The 19,825-nt window shown below is 69.9% G+C and carries 16 protein-coding genes; 6 read left to right on the plus strand and 10 right to left on the minus strand.

All coding sequences use genetic code 11. The features are described 5' to 3' along the window. Nucleotides 1-49 precede the first annotated feature (49 nt). A complete protein-coding gene (locus ACZ58V_RS21965; RefSeq protein WP_471291546.1) occupies nucleotides 50-487 on the minus strand; it encodes a MarR family winged helix-turn-helix transcriptional regulator in 438 nt (145 codons plus the stop codon). A 276-nt stretch (nucleotides 488-763) separates the two neighbouring features. On the opposite strand from ACZ58V_RS21965, the gene ACZ58V_RS21970 reads away from it, so the two are divergent. Beyond that, nucleotides 764-1,603 (plus strand): putative protein N(5)-glutamine methyltransferase, encoded by an 840-nt coding sequence (locus ACZ58V_RS21970; RefSeq protein WP_471291548.1) that lies wholly within the window; start codon nucleotides 764-766, stop codon nucleotides 1,601-1,603. On the opposite strand, the gene ACZ58V_RS21975 is transcribed toward ACZ58V_RS21970, so the two are convergent. Continuing rightward, nucleotides 1,575-3,653, minus strand: a complete 2,079-nt coding sequence (locus tag ACZ58V_RS21975) for a SpoIIE family protein phosphatase (protein ID WP_471291550.1) — start codon at nucleotides 3,651-3,653, stop codon at nucleotides 1,575-1,577. The genes ACZ58V_RS21970 and ACZ58V_RS21975 overlap by 29 nt on opposite strands. A gap of 243 nt (nucleotides 3,654-3,896) precedes the next feature. On the opposite strand from ACZ58V_RS21975, the gene ACZ58V_RS21980 reads away from it, so the two are divergent. The 3 genes from ACZ58V_RS21980 (at nucleotide 3,897) to ACZ58V_RS21990 (ending at nucleotide 6,985) form a co-directional block, all read left to right on the plus strand. Then, nucleotides 3,897-4,265, plus strand: a complete 369-nt coding sequence (locus ACZ58V_RS21980) for a hypothetical protein (RefSeq protein ID WP_446581290.1) — start codon at nucleotides 3,897-3,899, stop codon at nucleotides 4,263-4,265. 111 nt (nucleotides 4,266-4,376) lie between these two features. Next, nucleotides 4,377-6,392 carry an FAD-dependent oxidoreductase gene (locus ACZ58V_RS21985; RefSeq protein WP_468196563.1) on the plus strand — a complete coding sequence of 672 codons (2,016 nt, stop codon included), beginning with the start codon at nucleotides 4,377-4,379 and terminating at the stop codon, nucleotides 6,390-6,392. Between the two features lie 32 nt (nucleotides 6,393-6,424). After that, nucleotides 6,425-6,985 (plus strand): PadR family transcriptional regulator, encoded by a 561-nt coding sequence (locus ACZ58V_RS21990; protein ID WP_471291552.1) that lies wholly within the window; start codon nucleotides 6,425-6,427, stop codon nucleotides 6,983-6,985. 66 nt (nucleotides 6,986-7,051) lie between these two features. Here the strand turns inward: ACZ58V_RS21990 and ACZ58V_RS21995 are convergent, their stop codons facing one another. Both ACZ58V_RS21995 and ACZ58V_RS22000 read right to left on the minus strand, forming a co-directional pair. After that, a complete protein-coding gene (locus ACZ58V_RS21995) occupies nucleotides 7,052-7,597 on the minus strand; it encodes a hypothetical protein (protein WP_468196568.1) in 546 nt (181 codons plus the stop codon). A gap of 227 nt (nucleotides 7,598-7,824) precedes the next feature. Beyond that, nucleotides 7,825-8,823, minus strand: coding sequence for a fibronectin type III domain-containing protein (locus ACZ58V_RS22000; RefSeq protein WP_471291554.1), 999 nt, complete (start codon nucleotides 8,821-8,823; stop codon nucleotides 7,825-7,827). A 412-nt stretch (nucleotides 8,824-9,235) separates the two neighbouring features. On the opposite strand from ACZ58V_RS22000, the gene ACZ58V_RS22005 reads away from it, so the two are divergent. Beyond that, entirely contained in the window at nucleotides 9,236-9,961 is a 726-nt protein-coding gene (locus ACZ58V_RS22005; RefSeq protein ID WP_471291556.1) for a glycoside hydrolase family 75 protein, read from the plus strand. A 72-nt stretch (nucleotides 9,962-10,033) separates the two neighbouring features. Here ACZ58V_RS22005 and ACZ58V_RS22010 read toward each other — a convergent pair whose 3' ends face one another. The 3 genes from ACZ58V_RS22010 to dhaK are packed head-to-tail and all read right to left on the minus strand — an operon-like array spanning nucleotide 10,034 to nucleotide 12,076. Continuing rightward, nucleotides 10,034-10,444 (minus strand): PTS-dependent dihydroxyacetone kinase phosphotransferase subunit DhaM, encoded by a 411-nt coding sequence (locus tag ACZ58V_RS22010; protein WP_468196575.1) that lies wholly within the window; start codon nucleotides 10,442-10,444, stop codon nucleotides 10,034-10,036. Further along, complete coding sequence (gene dhaL / locus ACZ58V_RS22015) at nucleotides 10,437-11,036, minus strand: dihydroxyacetone kinase subunit DhaL (RefSeq protein ID WP_468196577.1); 600 nt, start codon at nucleotides 11,034-11,036, stop codon at nucleotides 10,437-10,439. The genes ACZ58V_RS22010 and dhaL overlap by 8 nt, the downstream gene beginning before the upstream one ends. Nucleotides 11,037-11,083: 47 nt before the next feature. Further along, nucleotides 11,084-12,076, minus strand: coding sequence for a dihydroxyacetone kinase subunit DhaK (gene dhaK, locus ACZ58V_RS22020; protein ID WP_468196580.1), 993 nt, complete (start codon nucleotides 12,074-12,076; stop codon nucleotides 11,084-11,086). A gap of 873 nt (nucleotides 12,077-12,949) precedes the next feature. Here dhaK and ACZ58V_RS22025 point away from each other — a divergent pair. Next, nucleotides 12,950-13,222: a hypothetical protein gene (locus ACZ58V_RS22025; protein ID WP_471291559.1), complete on the plus strand. Its 273-nt coding sequence runs from the start codon at nucleotides 12,950-12,952 to the stop codon at nucleotides 13,220-13,222. 24 nt (nucleotides 13,223-13,246) lie between these two features. On the opposite strand, the gene ACZ58V_RS22030 is transcribed toward ACZ58V_RS22025, so the two are convergent. The 3 genes from ACZ58V_RS22030 to ACZ58V_RS22040 all read right to left on the minus strand — a co-directional run bounded on the left by ACZ58V_RS22030 (nucleotide 13,247) and on the right by ACZ58V_RS22040 (nucleotide 19,537). Beyond that, nucleotides 13,247-15,196, minus strand: a complete 1,950-nt coding sequence (locus ACZ58V_RS22030; RefSeq protein WP_468196628.1) for a glycosyltransferase family 2 protein — start codon at nucleotides 15,194-15,196, stop codon at nucleotides 13,247-13,249. Between the two features lie 1,976 nt (nucleotides 15,197-17,172). Beyond that, the gene (locus ACZ58V_RS22035; protein ID WP_471291561.1) at nucleotides 17,173-18,210 is read right to left on the minus strand and encodes a caspase family protein; all 1,038 of its coding nucleotides are present in this window, start codon (nucleotides 18,208-18,210) and stop codon (nucleotides 17,173-17,175) included. 136 nt (nucleotides 18,211-18,346) lie between these two features. Then, nucleotides 18,347-19,537, minus strand: a complete 1,191-nt coding sequence (locus ACZ58V_RS22040) for a lipase family protein (RefSeq protein WP_471291563.1) — start codon at nucleotides 19,535-19,537, stop codon at nucleotides 18,347-18,349. Between the last annotated feature and the right edge of the window lie 288 nt (nucleotides 19,538-19,825).

Below are 19,825 nucleotides of genomic sequence, written 5' to 3' on the forward strand. Positions count from 1 at the left end.
GGCGCCGGGTGATCAGTGATTGCGCATTCAAAGGTACGTGCGGTGCGCCTCAGTCGTGCCCACCGGGCTCGGAGCCCGCGTTGTAGCGCACGAGACACTCGGCGAACAGCGACAGATCCTCGGTCGGCCAGTCCGCCAGCCGCTCCCGGAAGGCAGCCCGGCGGCTCTCGGTGACCTGGGCCAGGATGCGCCGGCCCGACTCCGTCAGATGCAGCACCAGAACGCGCTGGTCCTCCGCGTCGGGGCGGCGTTCGATCAGACCGGCCCGTTCCAGGGCGGACACCTGGCGGCTGACAGTGGACTTGTCCAGGGCGTAGTGGGCGGCCAGATCGGTGGCACGGCAGCCGCCGCTCTCCTCCAGATGCCCGAGCAGCGTGTACGACACCAGCGACAGCTCGGGGTGCATCCGCCCCGCCGCGGCACGGGCACGGCGGGCGAAGACCGTCATCTCCCGCTGGATGGTCTCCACGGCGTCGGCTGCGTTCACCTGGCCTCCCTCATGGCGCTGCTGCCTGGCCTTTCCATGGTTGCATGGCCCAACCACTTGTCGGCCGGGCGGCAGGTGGTCGGGCCCGTACCGGGCGGCCGGTCCGTCGGGTAGTGTTGCCGTCCGGCTGCGGACCACCCCAGCCATCGGAAGCCGAGGAGGTGAGACCCATTACCGCTGTGTCAGCTCGGGTGCTCACTCCTCGATGTCGCGCGGATCGCCGCCCGTAGGTGACCGCCGGAGCGCCCTTCGGCTCTCGAAAGGCTCTTGGCTTCCATGCCGTCTGTGTCTTCTGTCCCGCCCTCCACGCCGTTGTCCCGTGCCTCCGTGGCCGACGCCCTGCGCACCGCGGGGTGCGTCTTCGCCGAGGACGAGGCCGAGTTGATCCTCTCCACCGCCGGCACCCCGGCCGAAGCGGCCGCCATGGTCGAGCGCCGCGCCGAGGGTCTGCCCCTCGAACTCGTCGTCGGCTGGGCCCAGTTCCGGGGCCTGCGCATCACCGTCGCCCCCGGCGTCTTCGTGCCGCGCCGCCGCACCGAGTTCCTGGTGGAACAGGCCCTCGCCCAGGCGCCCGGCTCCACCGTCGTCGTGGACCTGTGCTGCGGCTCGGGTGCCGTCGGTATGGCGCTGGCCGCCGGGCTGGGCCGCGTCGAACTGCACGCCGCCGACATCGATCCCGTCGCCGTGGACTGCGCCCGCGGCAACGTCGCCGCCGCCGGTGGTCACGTCCACCAGGGCGACCTGTTCGAGGCGCTGCCCGGTGAGCTGCTCGGCCGCGTCGACATCCTCGCGGCCAACGTGCCGTACGTACCCAGCGACGAGATAGGTCTGCTGCCCATGGAGGCCCGCGACCACGAGCCCTTGGTCGCCCTCGACGGCGGCACGGACGGCCTCGACGTACTGCGCCGGGTCGCGGCCGAGGCCCCCCGCTGGCTCGCCCCCGGCGGCTGCGTCCTGGTGGAGACCAGCCGACACCAGGCCCCGACCGCCGTCGCCGCGTTCGAACGCAACGGCTTGACGACCCGCCTGGCCGTCTCGGAAGAACTGCACGCGCATGTGGTGATCGGGGTGAGGCAGCAGGAGCCGCTCAGTCCGGGGCCGTCGCCCGGGCGATGAGCAGGGCCACGTCGTCGAAGTTGTCCGGCTCGTGGAGTGTGCGCAGGAGCAGGTCGCAGACCTCCTCCAGGGGGCGGTCGGGGCCGTCGAGCAGGGACAGGAGGGTGTCGAGGCGGTCGTCCAGCGGGTCGCGGCGGGTCTCGACGAGGCCATCGGTGTAGAAGACCAGGCGGTCGCCCGGCTCGAGATCGACCGTGGTCGTGGAGAACGGGACGCCGCCCACGCCGAGCGGCACCCCGGTCGGCAGGTCGAGCAGCTCAGGAGGCCGGCCCGCCCGGACGCGTACCGGCGGCAGATGCCCGGCGTTGGCGATCCGGCACTGTCGCCGATGCGGGTCGTGGACGGCGTAGACGCAGGTGGCGATGGCCTGCTCCAGTCCCTCGGTGATCTTGTCGAGGTGCTCCAGGAGCCGGGCCGGGTCGAGGTCGAGGGAGGCCAGCGTGTTGGTCGCCGTACGCAGCCGGCCCATGGTCGCCGCCGCGGGGATGCCGCTGCCCATCACGTCGCCCACGACGAGCGCGGTCGTGCCGCCGTCCAGCGGGATGACGTCGAACCAGTCGCCCCCGACCTCGCTCGTGGCCCCGGCCGGCTGGTAGCGGGAGGCGACCTCGAGGCCGCCCGTCACCCGGGGATGGCTGGGCAGCAGACTGCGCTGGAGGGTGAGCGCGGTGTCCCGGGCACTCTGGTACCAGCGGGCGTTGTCGATCTGCACGGCCGCCCGGGCGGCCAGCTCGCGCGCCAGCAGCAGGTCGTCCTCGGAGAACGGCAGCGGATTGCGGGTGCGCTTGAGATCGAGCGCACCCAGCACCTCGCCGCGCGCGATCAGCGGCACCGCCAGATAGGAGTGCACTCCGGCCCGGCCCAGCAGCTTCGCCGCCTCCGGGGAACGGGCGATACGCGGCAGATCCTCGTCCGTGACCTGCGGCAGCATCACGGGACGGGCCGTGCGCACGCACTGGGTGACGAGCCGGTCGGGAGCGTACCGGGCAACCTGCCCCGGAGGATCCGCGGCCTCCAGGGCCTCGGCCGAGTCGTACCCCTGGACCGCCAGCGCGCGGATCACGGCCGACTCGGCGGGGCCGAGGCTGGTGCGCCGCCCCTGCACAACCGCGTCCAGCAGATCGACGGCTGCGATGTCGGCGAGTTCCGGCACGGCCACGTCGGCGAGCTCGCGGGCCGTGCGGTCCAGGTCCAGCGAGGTACCGATCCGGCCGGACGCGTCCGCGATCAGGGCCAGACGCCGCCGCGCGGCCTCGGCCTCGATGCCCGCCCGGTACTGATCGGTGACGTCGACGATCGAGACGGCTACGCCCAGCACGGTCCCGAAGGCGTTCTCCAGCCGGTACAGCGAGATCGACCAGGCGTGGTCCTGGTCCGGGTCGGCCGGGGTGCGGCCGATCGTGGACTGGTCGACGACCGGCCTGCCGGTGTCCAGGACCCGGCGCGCCGCGGCCTCCAGGGCCTCGACGTCCATCTGCGGCACCACCTCGTGGACCGTGCGCCCCAGGTGCTCCTCGGCCGGTACGCCGTTGAGTTCCTCCAGTGCCGCGTTGACCGAGACGTACCGCAGCTCGGTGTCCAGCACGGCCAGCCCGATCGGGGACTGAGCGATCATCCGCGTCGACAGCGCCACCTCCCGCTCCAGCCGGTGCACGGTCGACTGGTCGGCGCACAGACCGAGCGCGTACACGTCCCCCTGGTCGTCCAGCAGCCGCATGTTGCGGAACTCCACCAGCCGCGTACTGCCGTCCTTGTGCCGGATCGGGAAGGCGCCCGCCCAGCTCTGCCCGGTGCCCATCACGTCCGCGAACAGCTTGACCACGAGGTCGACGTGCTGCTCGTGGACCATGATCCGGGCGGCGTACTGCCCGAGCGCCTCCCGCGCCTCGTACCCGAACAACTCCTCGGCCTGCGGGCTCCACAGCACGATGCGGCCCTCGGCGTCGAGGACCACCGAGGCCACGCGCAGGACGTCGAGCAGCCCGCTCGGTCGTGCCGACCCGCGCGGGGGCTCGTCGCCCTCGGCCACGGGAGACCCGGCTGCACTCATCCCATGCCCCGCCTTCGCCGATCCTCGCGGCACGCCGTCATGGTGCCGACACCCCATGCTCTACCGCGCGGAGCCGTTTTCTCGAGGCCCCTTCCGTCACCTTCCACCATCTCCCAACACGGCGCGTACCGCCCCGCAAACCGGTCACCACAACAGGGGCGCTGCCGGTAGTGCTCGTCGGAAGGTGGTGCTTTGCTGGGAAAGGGGCGGATACGGCAGCGTGGCCAGAAGAGGAGCGTCACGATGGACCTTGAGCGACCGCACCCCCACTCGGTCTCGGTGGAGATCAGCGGATGCAGCAAGCACGACGCCCGGATCGTGTTCGACACGCTGTGCGCCTGCTTCGAGTCGGACCGGTGCGCCGACGACGTGCCCGAGGAACTGCACGAGACCCGCCCGACCGTGTGGCTCGGCACCTTCGACGTCGCCGACACGCACGAGGGCGCGCGGCCGGCCCGGCTGTCGTCCTCCGTCGACGCCGACCTGCACGGCGGGTACTGGGCGATCGAACAGTTCCGCATGAGGCTGGACTCCCTGTTCGCCGTGCAGGACCTGACCACGGTCCCCGGCGACCAGGAGGAGGAACTGCACGTGCGCCTCGAGAGCCGGTGATCCCCTGGCCGTAGCCCAGTGTGCCCTCCATCACCTTATGCAACTAGTTGCATAAAGCGCCGGTAGTCCTCTAGAACTACGGGGACGACACCGCGCACGGAGGGCCCGACGATGAGCCGTTACCCGCACCTGCTGACCCCCCTCGACCTGGGCTTCACGACCCTGCCCAACCGGGTCCTCATGGGCTCCATGCATGTCGGCCTGGAGGAGGCCGAAGGCGGTTTCGAGCGCATGGCCGCCTTCTACGCCGCCCGCGCCCGCGGGGGAGTGGGCCTGATCGTCACCGGCGGCATCGCACCCAACGACGAGGGGCGTCCCTACGAGGGCGGAGCGAAGCTCACCACCGAGGCGGAGGCCGAGCAGCACCGGGTCATCACCGACGCCGTGCACCACGCGGGCGGGCGGATCGCGATGCAGATCCTGCACTTCGGCCGGTACGCCTACCACCAGGACCTCGTCGCGCCCAGCCCGGTCCAGGCGCCGATCAGCCCCTTCCCGCCCCGCGAGCTGAGCGACGCCGACATCGAGCGGACCATCGACGACTACGTCCGCGCCGCCCGCCTGGCCCGGCACGCCGGCTACGACGGCGTGGAGATCATGGGCTCGGAGGGCTACCTCATCAACGAGTTCATCGCCCGGCACACCAACCAGCGCACCGACCGCTGGGGCGGCTCGTACGAGAACCGCACACGCTTCCCGCTCGAGATCGTGCGGCGGGTGCGCGAGGCGGTCGGCGAGGACTTCATCGTCGTCTACCGGCTGTCCATGCTCGACCTCGTCCCGGGCGGCTCGACGCTCGACGAGGTGATCACCCTCGCCAAGGCCGTCGAGGCCGCCGGGGCGACGATCATCAACACCGGCATCGGCTGGCACGAGGCCCGCATCCCCACCATCGCCACCTCCGTGCCGCGCGGTGCGTACACCTGGGTGACCAAGCGGCTCATGGGCGAGGTGTCCGTCCCGCTCGTCACCACCAACCGCATCAACACCCCCGAACTCGCCGAGGAACTGCTCGCCGAGGGCGCGGCCGACATGGTGTCGATGGCCCGCCCGATGCTCGCCGACCCGGACTTCGTCACCAAGGCCGCGGCGGGCAGGCCCGAGGCGATCAACACCTGCATCGGCTGCAACCAGGCCTGCCTCGACCACACCTTCAGCGGCCTCATCACCTCCTGCCTGGTCAACCCGCGCGCCTGCCACGAGACGGAACTCGTGCTCTCCCCGACCCGGCTGCGCAAACGCGTCGCGGTCGTCGGCGCCGGACCGGCCGGTCTCGCCTGCGCCGTCTCGGCGGCCGAGCGCGGCCACGACGTCACCCTCTTCGACGCCGCGAGCGAGATCGGCGGGCAGCTCAACGTCGCCCGCAAGGTCCCCGGCAAGCAGGAGTTCGACGAGACCCTCCGCTACTTCCGCACCCAGCTCGACTGGCACGGCGTCGACGTACGGCTGAACACGCCCGTCACGGTCGCGGACGTCGACGGCTACGACGAGGTCGTCGTCGCCACCGGCGTCAGCCCGCGCACCCCCGACATCCCCGGCGTCGACCACCCGAGCGTCCTCGGCTACCTCGACGTCCTGCGCGACGGCGCCCCCGTCGGCGACCGCGTCGCGATCCTCGGCGCGGGCGGCATCGGCTTCGACGTCGCCGAGTACCTCACGGACGGCGGCGACAAGGCCCACGAGAACCCGGCGACGTACTTCCGCCAGTGGGGCGTCGACCTCGACTACCGCGCCCCCGGCGGCCTCGCCGCGCCCGAGCGGCCCGCCCCGCCGCGCACCGTCCATCTGCTCCAGCGCAAGACGTCCAAGGTCGGCGCCGGACTCGGCAAGACCACCGGCTGGATCCACCGCGCCGAACTCAAGCACCGCGGCGTCACCATGGTCCCGGGCGTGCGCTACGACCGGATCGACGACGCCGGACTGCATGTCACGGTCGACGGCGCGAGCACGGTGCTGGAGGTCGACACGATCGTGCTGTGCACGGGCCAGGAGCCGCGCCGCGGTCTGTACGAGGAGCTGGTCGCCGCCGGGCGCAGCACGCACCTGATCGGCGGCGCCGACGTGGCCGCGGAACTGGACGCCAAGCGTGCCATCAAGCAGGGCACCGAGCTGGCGGCTGCGCTGTAGGGGACCTGCCGCCCGTCCCTAGGATGACTGGTATGTCACTCCCGCACGCGATCCTCACCGCCCTGCTCGAGAAGCCGTCGTCGGGCCTGGAGCTGACCCGCCGGTTCGACCGGTCGATCGGCTACTTCTGGTCCGCGACGCACCAGCAGATCTATCGCGAGCTGGGAAAACTGGAGGCCGACGGCCTGATCCGGGCCCTGCCGTCCGAGCAGCCGGCGCGCGGGCAGAAGAAGAGCTACGAGGTCCTGCTCGCGGGCCGCGCCGAACTGGCCCGCTGGACCGCCGCCTCCCAGGACCCCAAGCCCCACCGCGACACGCTGCTGCTGCGGCTGAGGGCGGCGGCCGTGGTCGGAACGGCGGGCCTGGAGGCCGATCTGCGACGCCATCTGCGGCTGCACGAGCGGCAGTTGGCGGAGTACCAGGAGATCGAGCAGCGCGACTTCCCGCCCGGCCGGGACGGCACCGAGGACCGGCTACGGCATCTGGTGCTGCGGGCCGGCATCGACCTGGAGACCTTCTGGACCCAGTGGCTCAGCCGCGCCCTGGCGGAGTTCGCCGAGCTTCCGGACGGCGAGCCGACCACCCCGGCCTGACCGGGGTGTGACGGTGGCCCGCCCGACCGGAGCGCTTCGGGAGGGCGGGCCGCCGTCCGTACCGGGTCAGAACCGGTACGGCTTGTTGCGGCGGCGCAGGTACCAGGCCGTCCCGAGCAGGCCGGCCCCGACCAGCGTGCCGCCCGCGACCAGCGTGACGGTCCCGTAGTCCGTGGCGCTTCCGCCGGTACCGCCCATGACGCCGCGGGACGGCGAGGCGGACGGGGACGGGGACGCGGACCTCGTGGGGGAGGGTGTCGGGGAGACGACGACGGACTGGGTGCCCGCGGTCGTGCCGTCCGAGCAGATGACGATGACGGTGTACGTCCCCGCGCTGACGCTCGACCAGGCGGCGGACTGGCTCGTGGATGTCCCCGACAGGGTCACCTGGCGCCCCTGGGCGAAGCTGCCCTGACTGCTGGTGAGCAGTGAGGCGGTGCCCCAGCTGCCGCTGATCTGGGTGCACGCGCTGGTCGTGACCGACACCGTGGAACCCGTGGTGCTCACGGAGATGCCCGGGCCCGCGGCAGCGGGCCCCGCGGCCAGGGCGAGGGGCAGAGCGGCGGCTGCCACGGTCAGGCCGGAGCGGAGAACTGGCGATGAATTGCGCATGTGGACTGCCCTCCGGCGGCACGGTTGGCGGTACATCCCTAGCGCCGCCGAGGGTCGGGAATCGCCCGTGCTGCCTCAGGGGTCAGCCAAAGCTCCCCGGGCCGGGGCCGCACGCCGGGTTCCGCCGTGCAGGTGACGTCGTCCACTGGCCGGCCGACGCGGGCACGACATCTCCGTGGGCCCGGCGTCGCCGCCGTGATGTCCACGTCACCGCCGCGGTCTCGGTGTCACCGCCGCGTGCCCGTGGTCACCGTCCGCTCCGCCGAGAAGCCGCCCCAGGTGCCGTCCGGCAGCATCGCCCGGATCCGGACGCGGTGGGTGACACCGGCGACCTGCCCCACGTAGAAACGGTGCGTCGCCCGGTCGCGCGGGGCGCTCCCGCCGTACACGAGGGACGTGGCCGGGCGGCCGTCCAGCTGGATCTGGTACTCGGTGATCTCGCCGTCCACGCGGGGCGGCACCCAGCTCAGGTCGACGTGGTACGCCCCGTCCTCGCGGTGGCTCGTCGCCCGGAAGCCGGTGGGGGCCGTGGCGCGGCCGTCGTCCGTGCCCGGGGTGGTGAGACAGACGGTGTGAGTGGCGGGGGAGACGTTGCCGGCCGCGTCCCTGGCCCGGACGGTGAACGTGTAGGACGTGCCGGGCCGCAGCCCCGTGACCACGGCGGCCGTCTGGTCTCCGCTCACGCTGTGGATCTTCGTGGCTCCCTGGTGGATGTCGTACGACACCACGTCCCGGTCGTCCGTCGAGGCGGACCACGACAGCTGGACCGCCCGGCTTCCGACCGCCCGTCCGATGGGCGACGAGGGGCGGGCCGGCGCCGAGCGGTCGTCCGCCACGGCAGCGGGTGTCCGCGCCCGGACCTGACGGCTGGGCGGCCCGAGCCGCCCGTCGGCGTCCCGCGCCCGTACGGTGAAGACGTACAGCGTGGACGGCCGGAGCCTGGTGACGTCCACCATGTGCTTGGAACCTGGTACTTCCCTGACCTTCGTGGTGCCCCGATACACCTCGTAGACGTCGGCCCGCACGGTCACGTTCCACATGACGTGCACGCTCGTCGCACTGCCCGCCGCCGCGGTGACGCCCGTCGGTGCCCCGGGCGCACCGCCGACGTCCTGTTCCTCCGCTCCGGCCCAGCCGCAGGCGGCGACCAGCGCGAGAGCCCCGCAGAGCGCGACGCGCCGGAGGAGAAGGGCGGGAGCGGAGAACGAGACGAGAACGCGTCGCACGACACTGCCTCCCGGGACGGCACTCGGGAATGGTCCGGACCAATATGACGTGACTGACGCGATCACATCAAGAGGGCGGTGGTGAAGGGTGACACGGGGCGCCAAGGCGGTCGCGCGTCACCCCCGCCGTTCGTGACCACTCGGGAGGGTTACGTATGCTGACGTCCCTCACGGCCGAACTCCTGGCGGACATCGGGGAGTTCGGGCATGTCGCGCGGTCCGCTGTCGTCGCAGATCCCGTGCCGGCGTGGGTGGCCGGGCGGCCCGGGTCTGACACGGACTCAGGTCCCCGGCCCCTGTCGGCGGTTGAGGGAGTGCGCCGTCCGGCCCTCCGAGGGTGACCTGATGAACAGCCCGGGGGAACAAGTGGGTCTGAGTGCCCGTCAGGTTCCCTCAGGAGAGGCTCACCATCGTGCGTGTCCAGTCGCTCACACTGGCCGCGGCCAGCGCCGCCCTGCTCGTCCCGACGACACCGCTCGCCACGCCGGCCCAGCCGCGCACACAGCCGGTGGTGTGGCGCCCGGTGGTGTGGCGTCCGGTGGTGTGGCGCGAGGCCTCCGTCAGCGCCGCCGACCTGCTGGCCAGAGCACGGGACTGCGCTCCCGTCTCCCGCGGCCGCTACCGCAGCGACAACGGCGCCTCCGCGAAGATCCCGGTCTGCGGCACCCGCGGCGCCGTCTTCTGGAAGGCCGACATGGACATCGACTGCGACGGCCGCCCCGGACCCCGCTGCAACCGCCGCACCGACCCGTATTTCGCCGCCAGCACGGCCTACTCCCAGTCCGATGGCCGCCCCTTGAACGCCGAACGCCTCCCCTTCATCGTCGTGCCCGCCCCGAGCCGCATCTGGGACCACCGGGACCACGGCGTGGGCGGCGGTTCGGTCGTGGCCGTCGTGTACCGCGACCAGGTGCAGTACGCGGTCGTCGGCGACACGGGCCCGCGGGGCGTCATCGGAGAGGCCTCCTACGCGACGGCCGAGGCCCTCGGCATCCGCCCCCACCCGCTCCAGGGCGGCACCGCCTCGGGCGTCACCTACATCGTCTTCAAGAACACCCGGGTATCACCCATCGAGGACCACGAGGCGGCCGTGACGACGGGGGAGCGGGCGGCGAGGCGGTTCGTCGACGGGAGCTGAGCGAGTGACGGCACGTCAGCTCCAGCTCGCCGTGGCCGGGCACGCCGCCGTCCGGCGTGCCCGGGTCCGGTCTCACACCTTCCGGTACGTGTACGCCTCCGCGGCGGCCGACTCCACCGCCGCCAGATCCGCCCCGGTGCCGGCCGTGACGACAGCGGCCACGGCACCCTCCACGAACGGGGCGTCCACCAGCCGCGTCTGCTCCGGGAGTTCGTCGCCCTCCGCCAGCAGCGCCTTCACGGTGAGCACCGCGCTGCCCAGGTCGGTGAGGACGGCGACGCCCGCGCCGCGATCGACGGACGCGGCCGCCGCGGCGATCAGTTCGGCGCTGGTGCCGAGCCCGCCTCCCTCGGTGCCGCCCGCCGGAGCGACGGGCACCGCCGGACCGCCGCCCGCGAGCCCCTTCGCCAGCGCGGCGACCGACGCGGCCACCTCCGCGCTGTGCGACACCAGCACGATTCCCACAAGCCGCTCGTCACTCATCGGCGGCCTCCGCGAGCGCGGCGACGAGGAGCGCCGACGACGTGGCGCCCGGGTCCTGGTGCCCGATGCTGCGCTCACCCAGATAGCTGGCCCGGCCCTTGCGCGCCTGCAGGGGCGTCGTCGCCACGGCGCCCTCGTCCGCGGCGGCCCGCGCCGCCGCGAACGAGTCACCGAGAGCGTCCACCGCGGGCACCAGCGCGTCGATCATGGTCTTGTCGCCCGGGGCGGCACCGCCGAGCGTCATGACCGCGTCCACCCCGGTCCGCAGCGCCTCGGCCAGCTGCTCCGCACTGACCTCGGCGGCATCCCCGAGCGCCTTGCCGGTACGGCGCAGCAGCGTGCCGTACAGCGGCCCCGAGGCGCCGCCGACCGTCGAGATGAGCTGGCGTCCGGCCAGCGTCAGCACCCCGCCGGGCGTGCCAGGGGCCTCCTTCTCCAGGGCGGCCGCCACGGCGGTGAAGCCGCGCTGGAGGTTGCTGCCGTGGTCGGCGTCCCCGATGGGGGAGTCGAGGGCGGTGAGCCGTTCCGCCTCACGGTCGACGGACGCGGCGGTAGCCGTCATCCAACGGCGGAAGAAATCGGCGTCGAGCACTGGATCTCCTTGCCTGGTAGGTACGGGGTGATCCTTTCCCCCGCGCGTCACATGCCCCAGCGCAGACCCGCCGTCTTCACCGGCGCGTCCCACAGCCGCAGCATCTCCTCGTCGACCTGGCACAGGGTGAGCGAGGCCCCCGCCATGTCGAGGGAGGTGACGTAGTTGCCCACGAGGACCCGGGCCACGGGCACGCCGCGCTGGGCGAGCACCCGGTGTACCTCGGCATTGAAGCCGTACAGCTCGAGCAGGGGTGTCGCGCCCATGCCGTTGACGAGGACCAGCACGGGATTGCGCGGCTGAAGGTCGTCCACCACCGCCTCGACGGCGGCCTCGGCGATCTCGCCGGAGGTCATCATCGCCCGCCGCTCCCGGCCGGGCTCGCCGTGGATGCCGATGCCCAACTCCAGCTCACCGGGCGGCAGATCGAAGGTGGGGCTGCCCTTGGCGGGCGTGCTGCAGGCGCTCAGCGCGATACCGAAACTGCGGGAGTTCTCGTTGACCTGCCGGGCGATGGCCTCCACCCGCTCCAGCGGCATGCCCTCGTCAGCGGCGGCACCGGCGATCTTCTCCACGAACAGGGTCGCGCCGGTGCCACGCCGGCCGGCCGTGTAGAGGCTGTCGGTCACCGCCACGTCATCGTTGACCAGCACTTTCGCGACCTGGATGCCCTCGTCCTCGGCCAGCTCGGCGGCCATGTCGAAGTTGAGCACGTCGCCGGTGTAGTTCTTCACGATGAACAGGACCCCGGCCCCGCTGTTCACGGCGGCGGCCGCGCGCAGCATCTGGTCGGGCACCGGGGAGGTGAACACCTCGCCCGGACAGGCCGCCGACAGCATGCCGGGACCCACGAAACCCCCGTGCAGCGGCTCGTGCCCCGAGCCTCCGCCCGAGACCAGCCCCACCTTTCCGGCCACGGGAGCGTCCCGCCGCACGATCACCCGGTTCTCCACGTCCACGGTCAGCTCCGGGTGGGCAGCCGCCAGACCGCGCAGCGCGTCCGCGACCACGGTCTCCGGGACGTTGATCAGCATCCTCATGGGTATCTCCTAGCGAGCTTAGCAGGTGAACTCTTGACCTGCGTTTTTGCTGGTCAGAAGGCTTTTCTTCAGTTGTCGATCTTGGCGGTCCATGGCGGTCGGAAGCGGGTTCTGGCGGTACTGACACTGACTTAATGCCGACTTTGATGACGGTGCGTCAGGTGGCTGGCTGCGGGTCGGATGCGTATCAGCGAGAGCCTCATGTCTGCAGTATCGACCTTGCGCTTGCGAAGGTCACGTGGGGCCGTACTCGGGCGTGCTGGGTATAGGTCGATCTTGGTGAAAGATCACCAACGTGACCTTGCTTGCCAGGGGTCCGCGGCCGGGGCGCGCTGCGAGGAGTCACGAATGTGCAGGCCCCTGGCGGTGGTGATCCACTGGCCTCCCGGCGAGTCGGTTCAGGGCATTGGTGGGCCTCGGCGAGGCCGAGCTACGACTGATTCCCGGGCTGCTCGTCGGCTGCTGTTCGGCTCCGGCTCGGGCATGGCCCGCGCACTCGGTGGGGGCCGGCCTGCTCGGAGGATTCGTGGGCGGATTCGCCGCCGTCCACACCGGGCGGCCGGAGGTCATCGCGATCGCCCCGCTCATCAACAGCCCCGGCCGGGAGCCGCCTGCAGTCTGGCCGGAGCCTGCCTTTTCGGCGTCGTCACCGCCGTCCTGGACAGTGTCGCGGGAGGCCTGAAGGCAGCGCGGGCGGACACTGCGACGCTCACCGGACCGCCACTCTCCCCGGCGAGGATCGACGGGACCTTCCGGGCCGCCGCGCCGGCTGGTGGCCTGGCGGTCGGGGTGAGCGCCGGACTCGGGCCACGATTCCCGCCAAGGCGCGGAAGTGACGTCCTGCTCAGGCTGAGGGCCGGAATCGCGAACGCCGTGGCGGTGGGTCTTGCCTTCGGGTTCTCGCGTGCGGCGTATGGGCAGCGCACCGTCGCCCGCAGCTCGCTGGCGCTGCGCGGCGACCGCCTGCCGATGCGCCTGATGCGCGTCCTCGACGACGCACACCGGCGCGGCGTGCTGAGGCGGAACGGCGCGCACACCGGGTTCGCCCACCAGATGTGCGAGGGCGCCAGGCCCGAATCCCTGTGGACGAGAGTCCCCGGTAGGACGGCAGCTCTTCGATTGCCTCAGCGGGTGATCGACGAGTGAAGTTGGGGGCAGCCGGCCATCTGATCAGGAGCGGTCTCTGCTACGGCTCTGCTGTCGAGACGCGTTCCGTTCGTCGTCTTGCGGGGGCGTTTGGGCCCATGGTGGGCGGGCAGCGTCGCCGCTTTCGGTGGAGGAGTCTGTCTGCGACAGCCCCCCGAGGAAGGCCTGGCCCAAGGCATGGGCAAGGACTTCGCGAGCGGCTCGCAGGCGGCTCACCTGCCACCAGGCCGCGGGCGCGAGGGCGAGTGCCAGCCCGACGCCGGACCACACCATGCCGACAGGGCTGACCGTTCGCAGGTGGACGACGCCGTACACGATGATGGTGAAGAACACCAGACTCCACAACAGATGTGGGACGAACGTCCTGAGGCGGTCAGGGCTAGCAGCTTCTCCTTTGGGTGTAACAACGAACCTGCTGCGACGGCGCAGCACTGCGCCTGCGAGTGCCTGGGCATAGATGGGGGCGGCCATCGCGGACATGATCATGCCGCTGACTCCGGAGGAACCCTCTGGTTCGTGAGGGCTGACGTTGTGACGTCGGTTCCAGACGTAGACGCCCAACTGCACTGCGAGGGCATTGCCGTACAGCGTGATCCACGTAGCAGGGTCGATGTCGACGCTTCCGACGCCGACGATCACGAGAAGGCAGCAACTCAACGCACTGAGGCACCAGTTGAGCGCCATGACCGGGAAATGAGCGATCATCAGCCCGTAGTGGAGGAGACGTCCCGGCGACAGCCGCGGTATGGCCCGCGGGAACTGCTTGAGGATTGCCTCGTAGGTCCCGCGGCTCCACCGTCGCTGCTGGGAGAAGTAGTCCGTCCAGTTGCTGGGACCTTCCCCGACTGCCAGGACGTCTGGGGTGTAGACGGACCGCCAGCGTTTCCCTGTCGAAGGGTTGCGGGTCCGGTGGATGTCGAGTCCGGTCGCCAGGTCCTCGGTGATGGAGTCCTGCAGTCCGCCGACGCTCTTCAGAGCTTTGACCCGGATGGCGTTGTTGGTACCGACCAGCATCGGAGAGCCGTAACGGTTGCCGGCGCGCTGCGTCAGCGCGTGGAAGAAGAACTGCTGGCTTTCCGCCGCTCTGGCCACTGAGCTGTCGTTGTTGCCGTACACCTGCGGGCTCACGACAAAGGCCACGTCCGGATCGCGGAAGTAGCCGAGGATCCGCTCAAGGTAGTTGGGGAGCGGGATGTGGTCGGTGTCAACCGAGGCGAAGTAGTCGTAGTCGTCACCATGGGCGTCGAGCCAGGCGTTGTAGTTGCCGTGCTTGGTCCGAGCCCGGTGGGGGCCGCGTGATTGGTTCCACCGCGCAATGCCCTTGCGGGAGAAGTGGTGCACTCCGAGCCGTTCGCACAGGAGTCGGGCTTCGGGATCATTGCCCTCGTCGAGCAACCAGACGTGGAGGAGGCCGCGGTGGCGCAGGCGTACGGCGGCCTCCAAGGTGGCTCGGAGCAAGTCGAGCGGCTCCTTGCCTGGCACGAATGTGGTGATGAAGGCGACCCTGGTCCCGGTCTCGGGAACCACGGGTACAGGGTCTCTGGCCATGAGAGTGGACACGGTGCTGGAGATCAGGGGCACCTGTCGACTTAGCTCGATCAGTCCGATGAGAGCGATCATGGTGATGTGCAGGATTCTCGGCCAGCCGTCGTCGGGCAGCGCCGAGCTCCAGTGCTTGGGCTGCAAGAGCCATGCGAGGAGGACGAAGCCAAGCAAGGGTGCGGCAGCGAGCATGAGTGCGACCCGGAAGCGGTGCGGCTCTTGGGCCAGCAGCGAGCGGAACTGGACCCGGTACGTGGCATGAGCCGGAGGCTGTGTCAGTGGACCGGCCAGACGGCTGTAGTGGTCGTAGTCGTAGCGGGGCAGGACCCGGGCTCGTTTGCGTGGGCGGCGCGGGGGTTCTGCGGGCCGACGTACCCGCGTTTGTTCTGGTATCTGCACGGGCCGTGCGGCTTCCGTCTGAGCAGCCGGCATCAGCCGTAGCTCCAGGGGCTGGCTCAGTTGGTCCTGGGCCTTTGGCACGAGCACTTTGGCCCGGCCCGGTCGTGTGGTGTCGTTGGGGGCACTCTCGCGTCCCTCCATGCGCATGGTGCGTACCACGTGCAGGCAGGACACCCGTTGGTGGAATTTTTCACTTCCGGGGCCGGTCAGGGAGATTGCCTCGGACAAGCAGCGCACGGGGTCGCCCTGGGGCGAGATCTCATCGGTCCATTCGTTCAGAGTCCACAAGGCGATTGCGTAGTTGACCAGCACGGTGGGGCGGAGAGGGTCGGGGCCCTCCATGGTGTCGAGCAGCTGCCGGAACTGGCCGATGCTGGTTTCCATCAGGGCGGCGTCGTCGGTGTCGAACGCCGTCGCGTAAAGGCTGACGGTGCTGTCGTTGTCCGGCCTGGCGTTGTGCGGCCTGTCGGATGATGCGTGATGCGGTTGGAGCAGGGCCGCTTCGAAGGCGGCGGCGGGTCGAGGCGGTTCGACCGATCGCCCGCACACCGCAGAACAGCGTGCGAGCAGCTCCTGCATGGAGGACCGGATCCAGTCCGGAGCGTGCACTGCTCCCACGGACTCGCCACGGTGGGCGAACAGCTCGCGCAGACCATGCGTTGCTTGCCCGAATGCTTCCCAATCCGCGTCGGTCAGGGCGCGTTGCAGCAAGCTGACGCAGTCGGCGGCCTCGGTCCACCGCGTCACTGGCATGCGCCATTCCAAGCCCATATCGAGAGTACGGATGGCTTGCATCACCAGGTCGCCGGGCAGTGCGGCGCACTGAGGTTCTGCTGCCGACGAGTCGTAGTCCAGGGGTGGGCTGGTGAGTAACACCGCCCCGTAGGGGATTTCCGCCGTACCGGGTTTCCACAGGCCAGGCGTGTCGGGGCGGCTGCCATGGAAGGCCAGTAGCGGTGATGCCATATCGGTGTGCGCGAGGTAGCGCGAATACTCATCGAGTACGGCTCGAGCGTCCTCGTGGGAGGCGGTGTGGCTCGATGCCGCGAGTCGCAGGCCGTCGATCAGCTTCACCAGACCCTGTGAGCAGCTGGGGAGCCCGGCGGAGGCGGCGCGTAGAAAGGCCAGGCAGACCTGTTCGGCGGACTGTTCGGTCAAGCCGGCGCGCATGCGCTCGAGTAAGGCCCATGCGGACAGCAGAGCCCCGTCAGCCGTGCCGGCGGTGGCGAGCAGCAGCTCCGGTCGTAGGTCGGCGCCTGCTCCGGAGTGCAGCAGGTGATAGTTCAGACCCGCGCTTTGGAACTGTGTGTGACTGGCCTTCGGGTCCCTGGTGAACGAGCGTCCGATCAGCTCGGTTGCCCGGGTGTCGCCGCTGGCGAGATACCCGAGAAGCGCGTCTGCGGCAGTCTCGCCGGAGAGGACGGACACGCGCAGGTGTGTGGGCCGAACGGCCGGGCGTACGGTGACGAGGGGAGCGGCAGTGAGGGGCAGCCGTGTGATGTGCCACGGAGATAAGGACGTACCTACCTGAATGGCATGCGGCACAACATCCAGACCTCGGAAGGCGAATCGCACGCCGTGGGCGGAGCGGAGCACTGATGGATGAGGCCATGGAACGACCTGCCAGGCGCTGCCGTGGCAGGCCCACAGCCGGATCCATGCCGTGGAGAACGCCGTGTGCGTCAGAGCGTCCGAATGGATGTGAGCGGGTGGGGTGAGGACGGCCGCAGGCTCAAGCCAGGCGTGCGGAAGGTGAGGTACCAGTTCGATCGTGACGGGATGCGATCCGCCCCCTGTGGAAACGTCGAATCCACTTTCCGTGACATCTCCGGACGGCAGCGGGGCACGTACCGCGTATGTCCCACCTGGCAGGTCCAGGACATGGGGAGCGCCCACCCGCACGATCTCGTTGCGGATGCGTTGGTGCCCGCTGTCGACGATCTGGAGATGGATCGGCGTGCCGTCAAGCACATCGTCGCGGGAGACGAGAGTGATCTCGATTCGTTCGCTCACGTGGCCACCCGCATGTGGAGCCTGGAATGCGGCGGCCAGACACCATGTGGGCGGCTGACGGTCGTGCTGTCACAGTGCGCACTGACGGTGTAGAAGCCGGAGGTGAGTTCCACGTGCCATTCCTGAATCGACTGGCCTCGCTCATCCGTACCGAGATCCCGTGCCGTTCCACAGTCCACGGTGGGCAGATCCGGTGGATGCTGCGGCACGCAAGCCAGCTTGGTACGACCTGCGACCTCGGGTGGCAGACAACGAACAGTCAGCTGGGCGGGAGGCGGGCCGTCGAGACGGTACAGCGGAACATCACCAAACCCAGTCGCCTCGACCGCGCGGTAGGACCACCCCTCACCCAGCTCCACTGCCAACAGTTGGCTGATGCTTCTCCTGATGCCGTCGGTGCGGACTTCCCAACCGTCCTGCGATTCGTCAGGCGTCGCAGCTTGTCCTTCCAGGGATCGGATCAGAGCGTGAGTGAGACGGGACACTTCATGGCGCTCGGTTTGTGCCTGGTCGAAAGCCGGGAGCCTGATGGTCAATTCGTTCTCGCACACATTCACTTTGAAGAAGTCCCGCACAGCGAGTCCGGGCACGCCTCCGTAAGGCCGCTCCAGACAGCTGTCGCGGCAAGCGTCAACGACATACAACTGGGTGCGGGGCCCAGTTTGCTGGAGGGCGAGGCGCGTTTCATCGAAGTCGAACGCTTGAGTGAATGGGGCGGCGCTATAGCGATTGAAGTCGCTTGCAAGAAGGTACTGACCGTCGCCCTGCAGCCCGTGGCCGCAGAAGTAGAGAAGAGCGATGTTGTCCGGGTGGGCGGCACAGCGAGAGGCCCATGCCTGAAAAGCGTCACGAATATTTTCGATCGTTGGTTCGAGTGCGGTGGCGGGTATTGACTCGGTGAAACTGTCGCCAGCCGGGCAGGAGAGCAGCAGATCCACACTGCCCACGGGCACGGTCCACTGGCCGCGTTCGCCGTTCACCAGCCATTGGGCAAAGGCGAGCGCGGACCTGGGAGGCGACGTGAGTTGCGTCATCCCCTCCCACAGCGGTCCGTCCCCGACCCGGTGCCGAATGCCCCCGGGCAGGAAGGGGTATTCTCCCGCGCCGATGATGAGGGCATGCAAGGCGGGGCTTGCGGCACTGGGCCCATGGAAGAGGTCTCTGACGGGCTCAGGCATGGCGCTCCGCAGGCAGGGCTGCCGCCATGCGTTCAGCGAGGCGGCGATAGAAGCTCAGTAGCCGGAAATAGGAAGAATGGGCAGCCAGCAGACCGCTACCGGTTGAATACCGGTAGTCCTCGCCCCTGGCGAAGACCGGACTGATGACGAAGGACAGGGAGTCGACTGGATCAAACACGTTGATCCAGTGCCTGGCACCCTCTGGCACGGGGGCTCGGTCACTTGCGGGATCCTCTGGCGGTGCAACGGCCGGGAACTGCCCCAGCTCGGCGAACAGACCAACCTGCGAGCCCACGGTGACCAAGACATCGCACTCCAGGTCCGGGCGCAGATGGGAGAGCAGGTCGTAAACGATGTTGCCGCCCATACTGTGCGCGACGACGACAAGCCACGGATCGGTAGACGTACGCAGCCGTGCACCCTCGTCGATCGCATCGGCGACTCGCATGGCTATCGGCGCCTGGCCAACGAGGTCCTCTCGCTGTCGAAAGTAGGCCAGTACGTCGCCGATGAACTGGGTACCTGTGAGATGTGCCGGTCGACGTGCAACCAACCGGAGCGCGGACGCGCCGCCGCGGGGAGCGGCCCTCGCCATTCGACCGAGAGCCTCGCGAAGGCGGAGGACAGCGACCCTTCTGCCGTCGGCCCGACCACCGAAAGCCTCCTGCGCGGGTACGGATGCAGCGAGCCCACCGCTCAGTTCACCGATCAGCCGCAGCAAGAACTCGTCGTCATTGGCAGCGTCAGTGGGCCACGTCGATGCCCGTCCCACCGCAGCACGTTCAGCCAGGGCAGCAGCCTCGGCGCCCATCCCGGCCAGGACGTCTGCATCGTGGATGCTCGCGTGTTCCGTCGCGAGCATCCACAACAGGTCGACTGCTTCGCAGGGCCATTTCCGAGCCATTGCCGTGACCAGTTGGTTGGGTTCAGGGACGGCGTCATCGAGTAACTCGCTCAGAAGGGCGGGCAGATCTGGTGAGGCGTCGCCGCCGAAGACCTCAACTCCGCCAGGAGGGTATGAGGCGTTGTTCCAGGCGAACCGGGCCCCGAGATCACCCCAGTAGGGATTCAGCACGCTCAACTCACTGGCTGCCGAGCAGAGGACAGGTCCCAGGATTGCGCGCATCAGCGCATCGCGTTGCGCCACTGCTCGGTGATGTGAGATCGACTCGCGCGTGCCCACTCCGTGTACGAAAACAATCGGCACAGTCCCCCCAGCCCCCGAGCGGACACGCTGCCCCGCGGTGCCCCCCACGGCCGGTCACGCTCAAACGAGATGGTAGTCGCTGAAACGCCCGCATGATGGCCGCTCCGGCAGCAACCTGCGCCAAGCAGCCGTTTGCTCACGATGGCCGACGTACGGCCGTCCTCGGGCCGGGGGGGCTCTCAGTGGTGGCCTGTCCGATCAGCGCCCCTTCCCCTGGATGCGGGCCGGGCCCCTGCGAGCAGTCGCCCACGAGGGACCTGGCGG

It is taken from the genome of Streptomyces sp. NPDC040589 (genome assembly GCF_055594445.1).

Coding starts and splice junctions, on each gene's coding strand:
- ACZ58V_RS21970 (WP_471291548.1), top strand. CDS start 764: ATGCCGTCTGTGTCTTCTGTCCCGCCCTCCACGCCGTTGTCCCGTGCC.
- ACZ58V_RS21975 (WP_471291550.1), bottom strand. CDS start 3,653: ATGAGTGCAGCCGGGTCTCCCGTGGCCGAGGGCGACGAGCCCCCGCGC.
- ACZ58V_RS21980 (WP_446581290.1), top strand. CDS start 3,897: ATGGACCTTGAGCGACCGCACCCCCACTCGGTCTCGGTGGAGATCAGC.
- ACZ58V_RS21985 (WP_468196563.1), top strand. CDS start 4,377: ATGAGCCGTTACCCGCACCTGCTGACCCCCCTCGACCTGGGCTTCACG.
- ACZ58V_RS21990 (WP_471291552.1), top strand. CDS start 6,425: ATGTCACTCCCGCACGCGATCCTCACCGCCCTGCTCGAGAAGCCGTCG.
- ACZ58V_RS21995 (WP_468196568.1), bottom strand. CDS start 7,597: ATGCGCAATTCATCGCCAGTTCTCCGCTCCGGCCTGACCGTGGCAGCC.
- ACZ58V_RS22010 (WP_468196575.1), bottom strand. CDS start 10,444: ATGAGTGACGAGCGGCTTGTGGGAATCGTGCTGGTGTCGCACAGCGCG.
- dhaK (WP_468196580.1), bottom strand. CDS start 12,076: ATGAGGATGCTGATCAACGTCCCGGAGACCGTGGTCGCGGACGCGCTG.
- ACZ58V_RS22030 (WP_468196628.1), bottom strand. CDS start 15,196: ATGCCGGCTGCTCAGACGGAAGCCGCACGGCCCGTGCAGATACCAGAA.
- ACZ58V_RS22035 (WP_471291561.1), bottom strand. CDS start 18,210: ATGACGCAACTCACGTCGCCTCCCAGGTCCGCGCTCGCCTTTGCCCAA.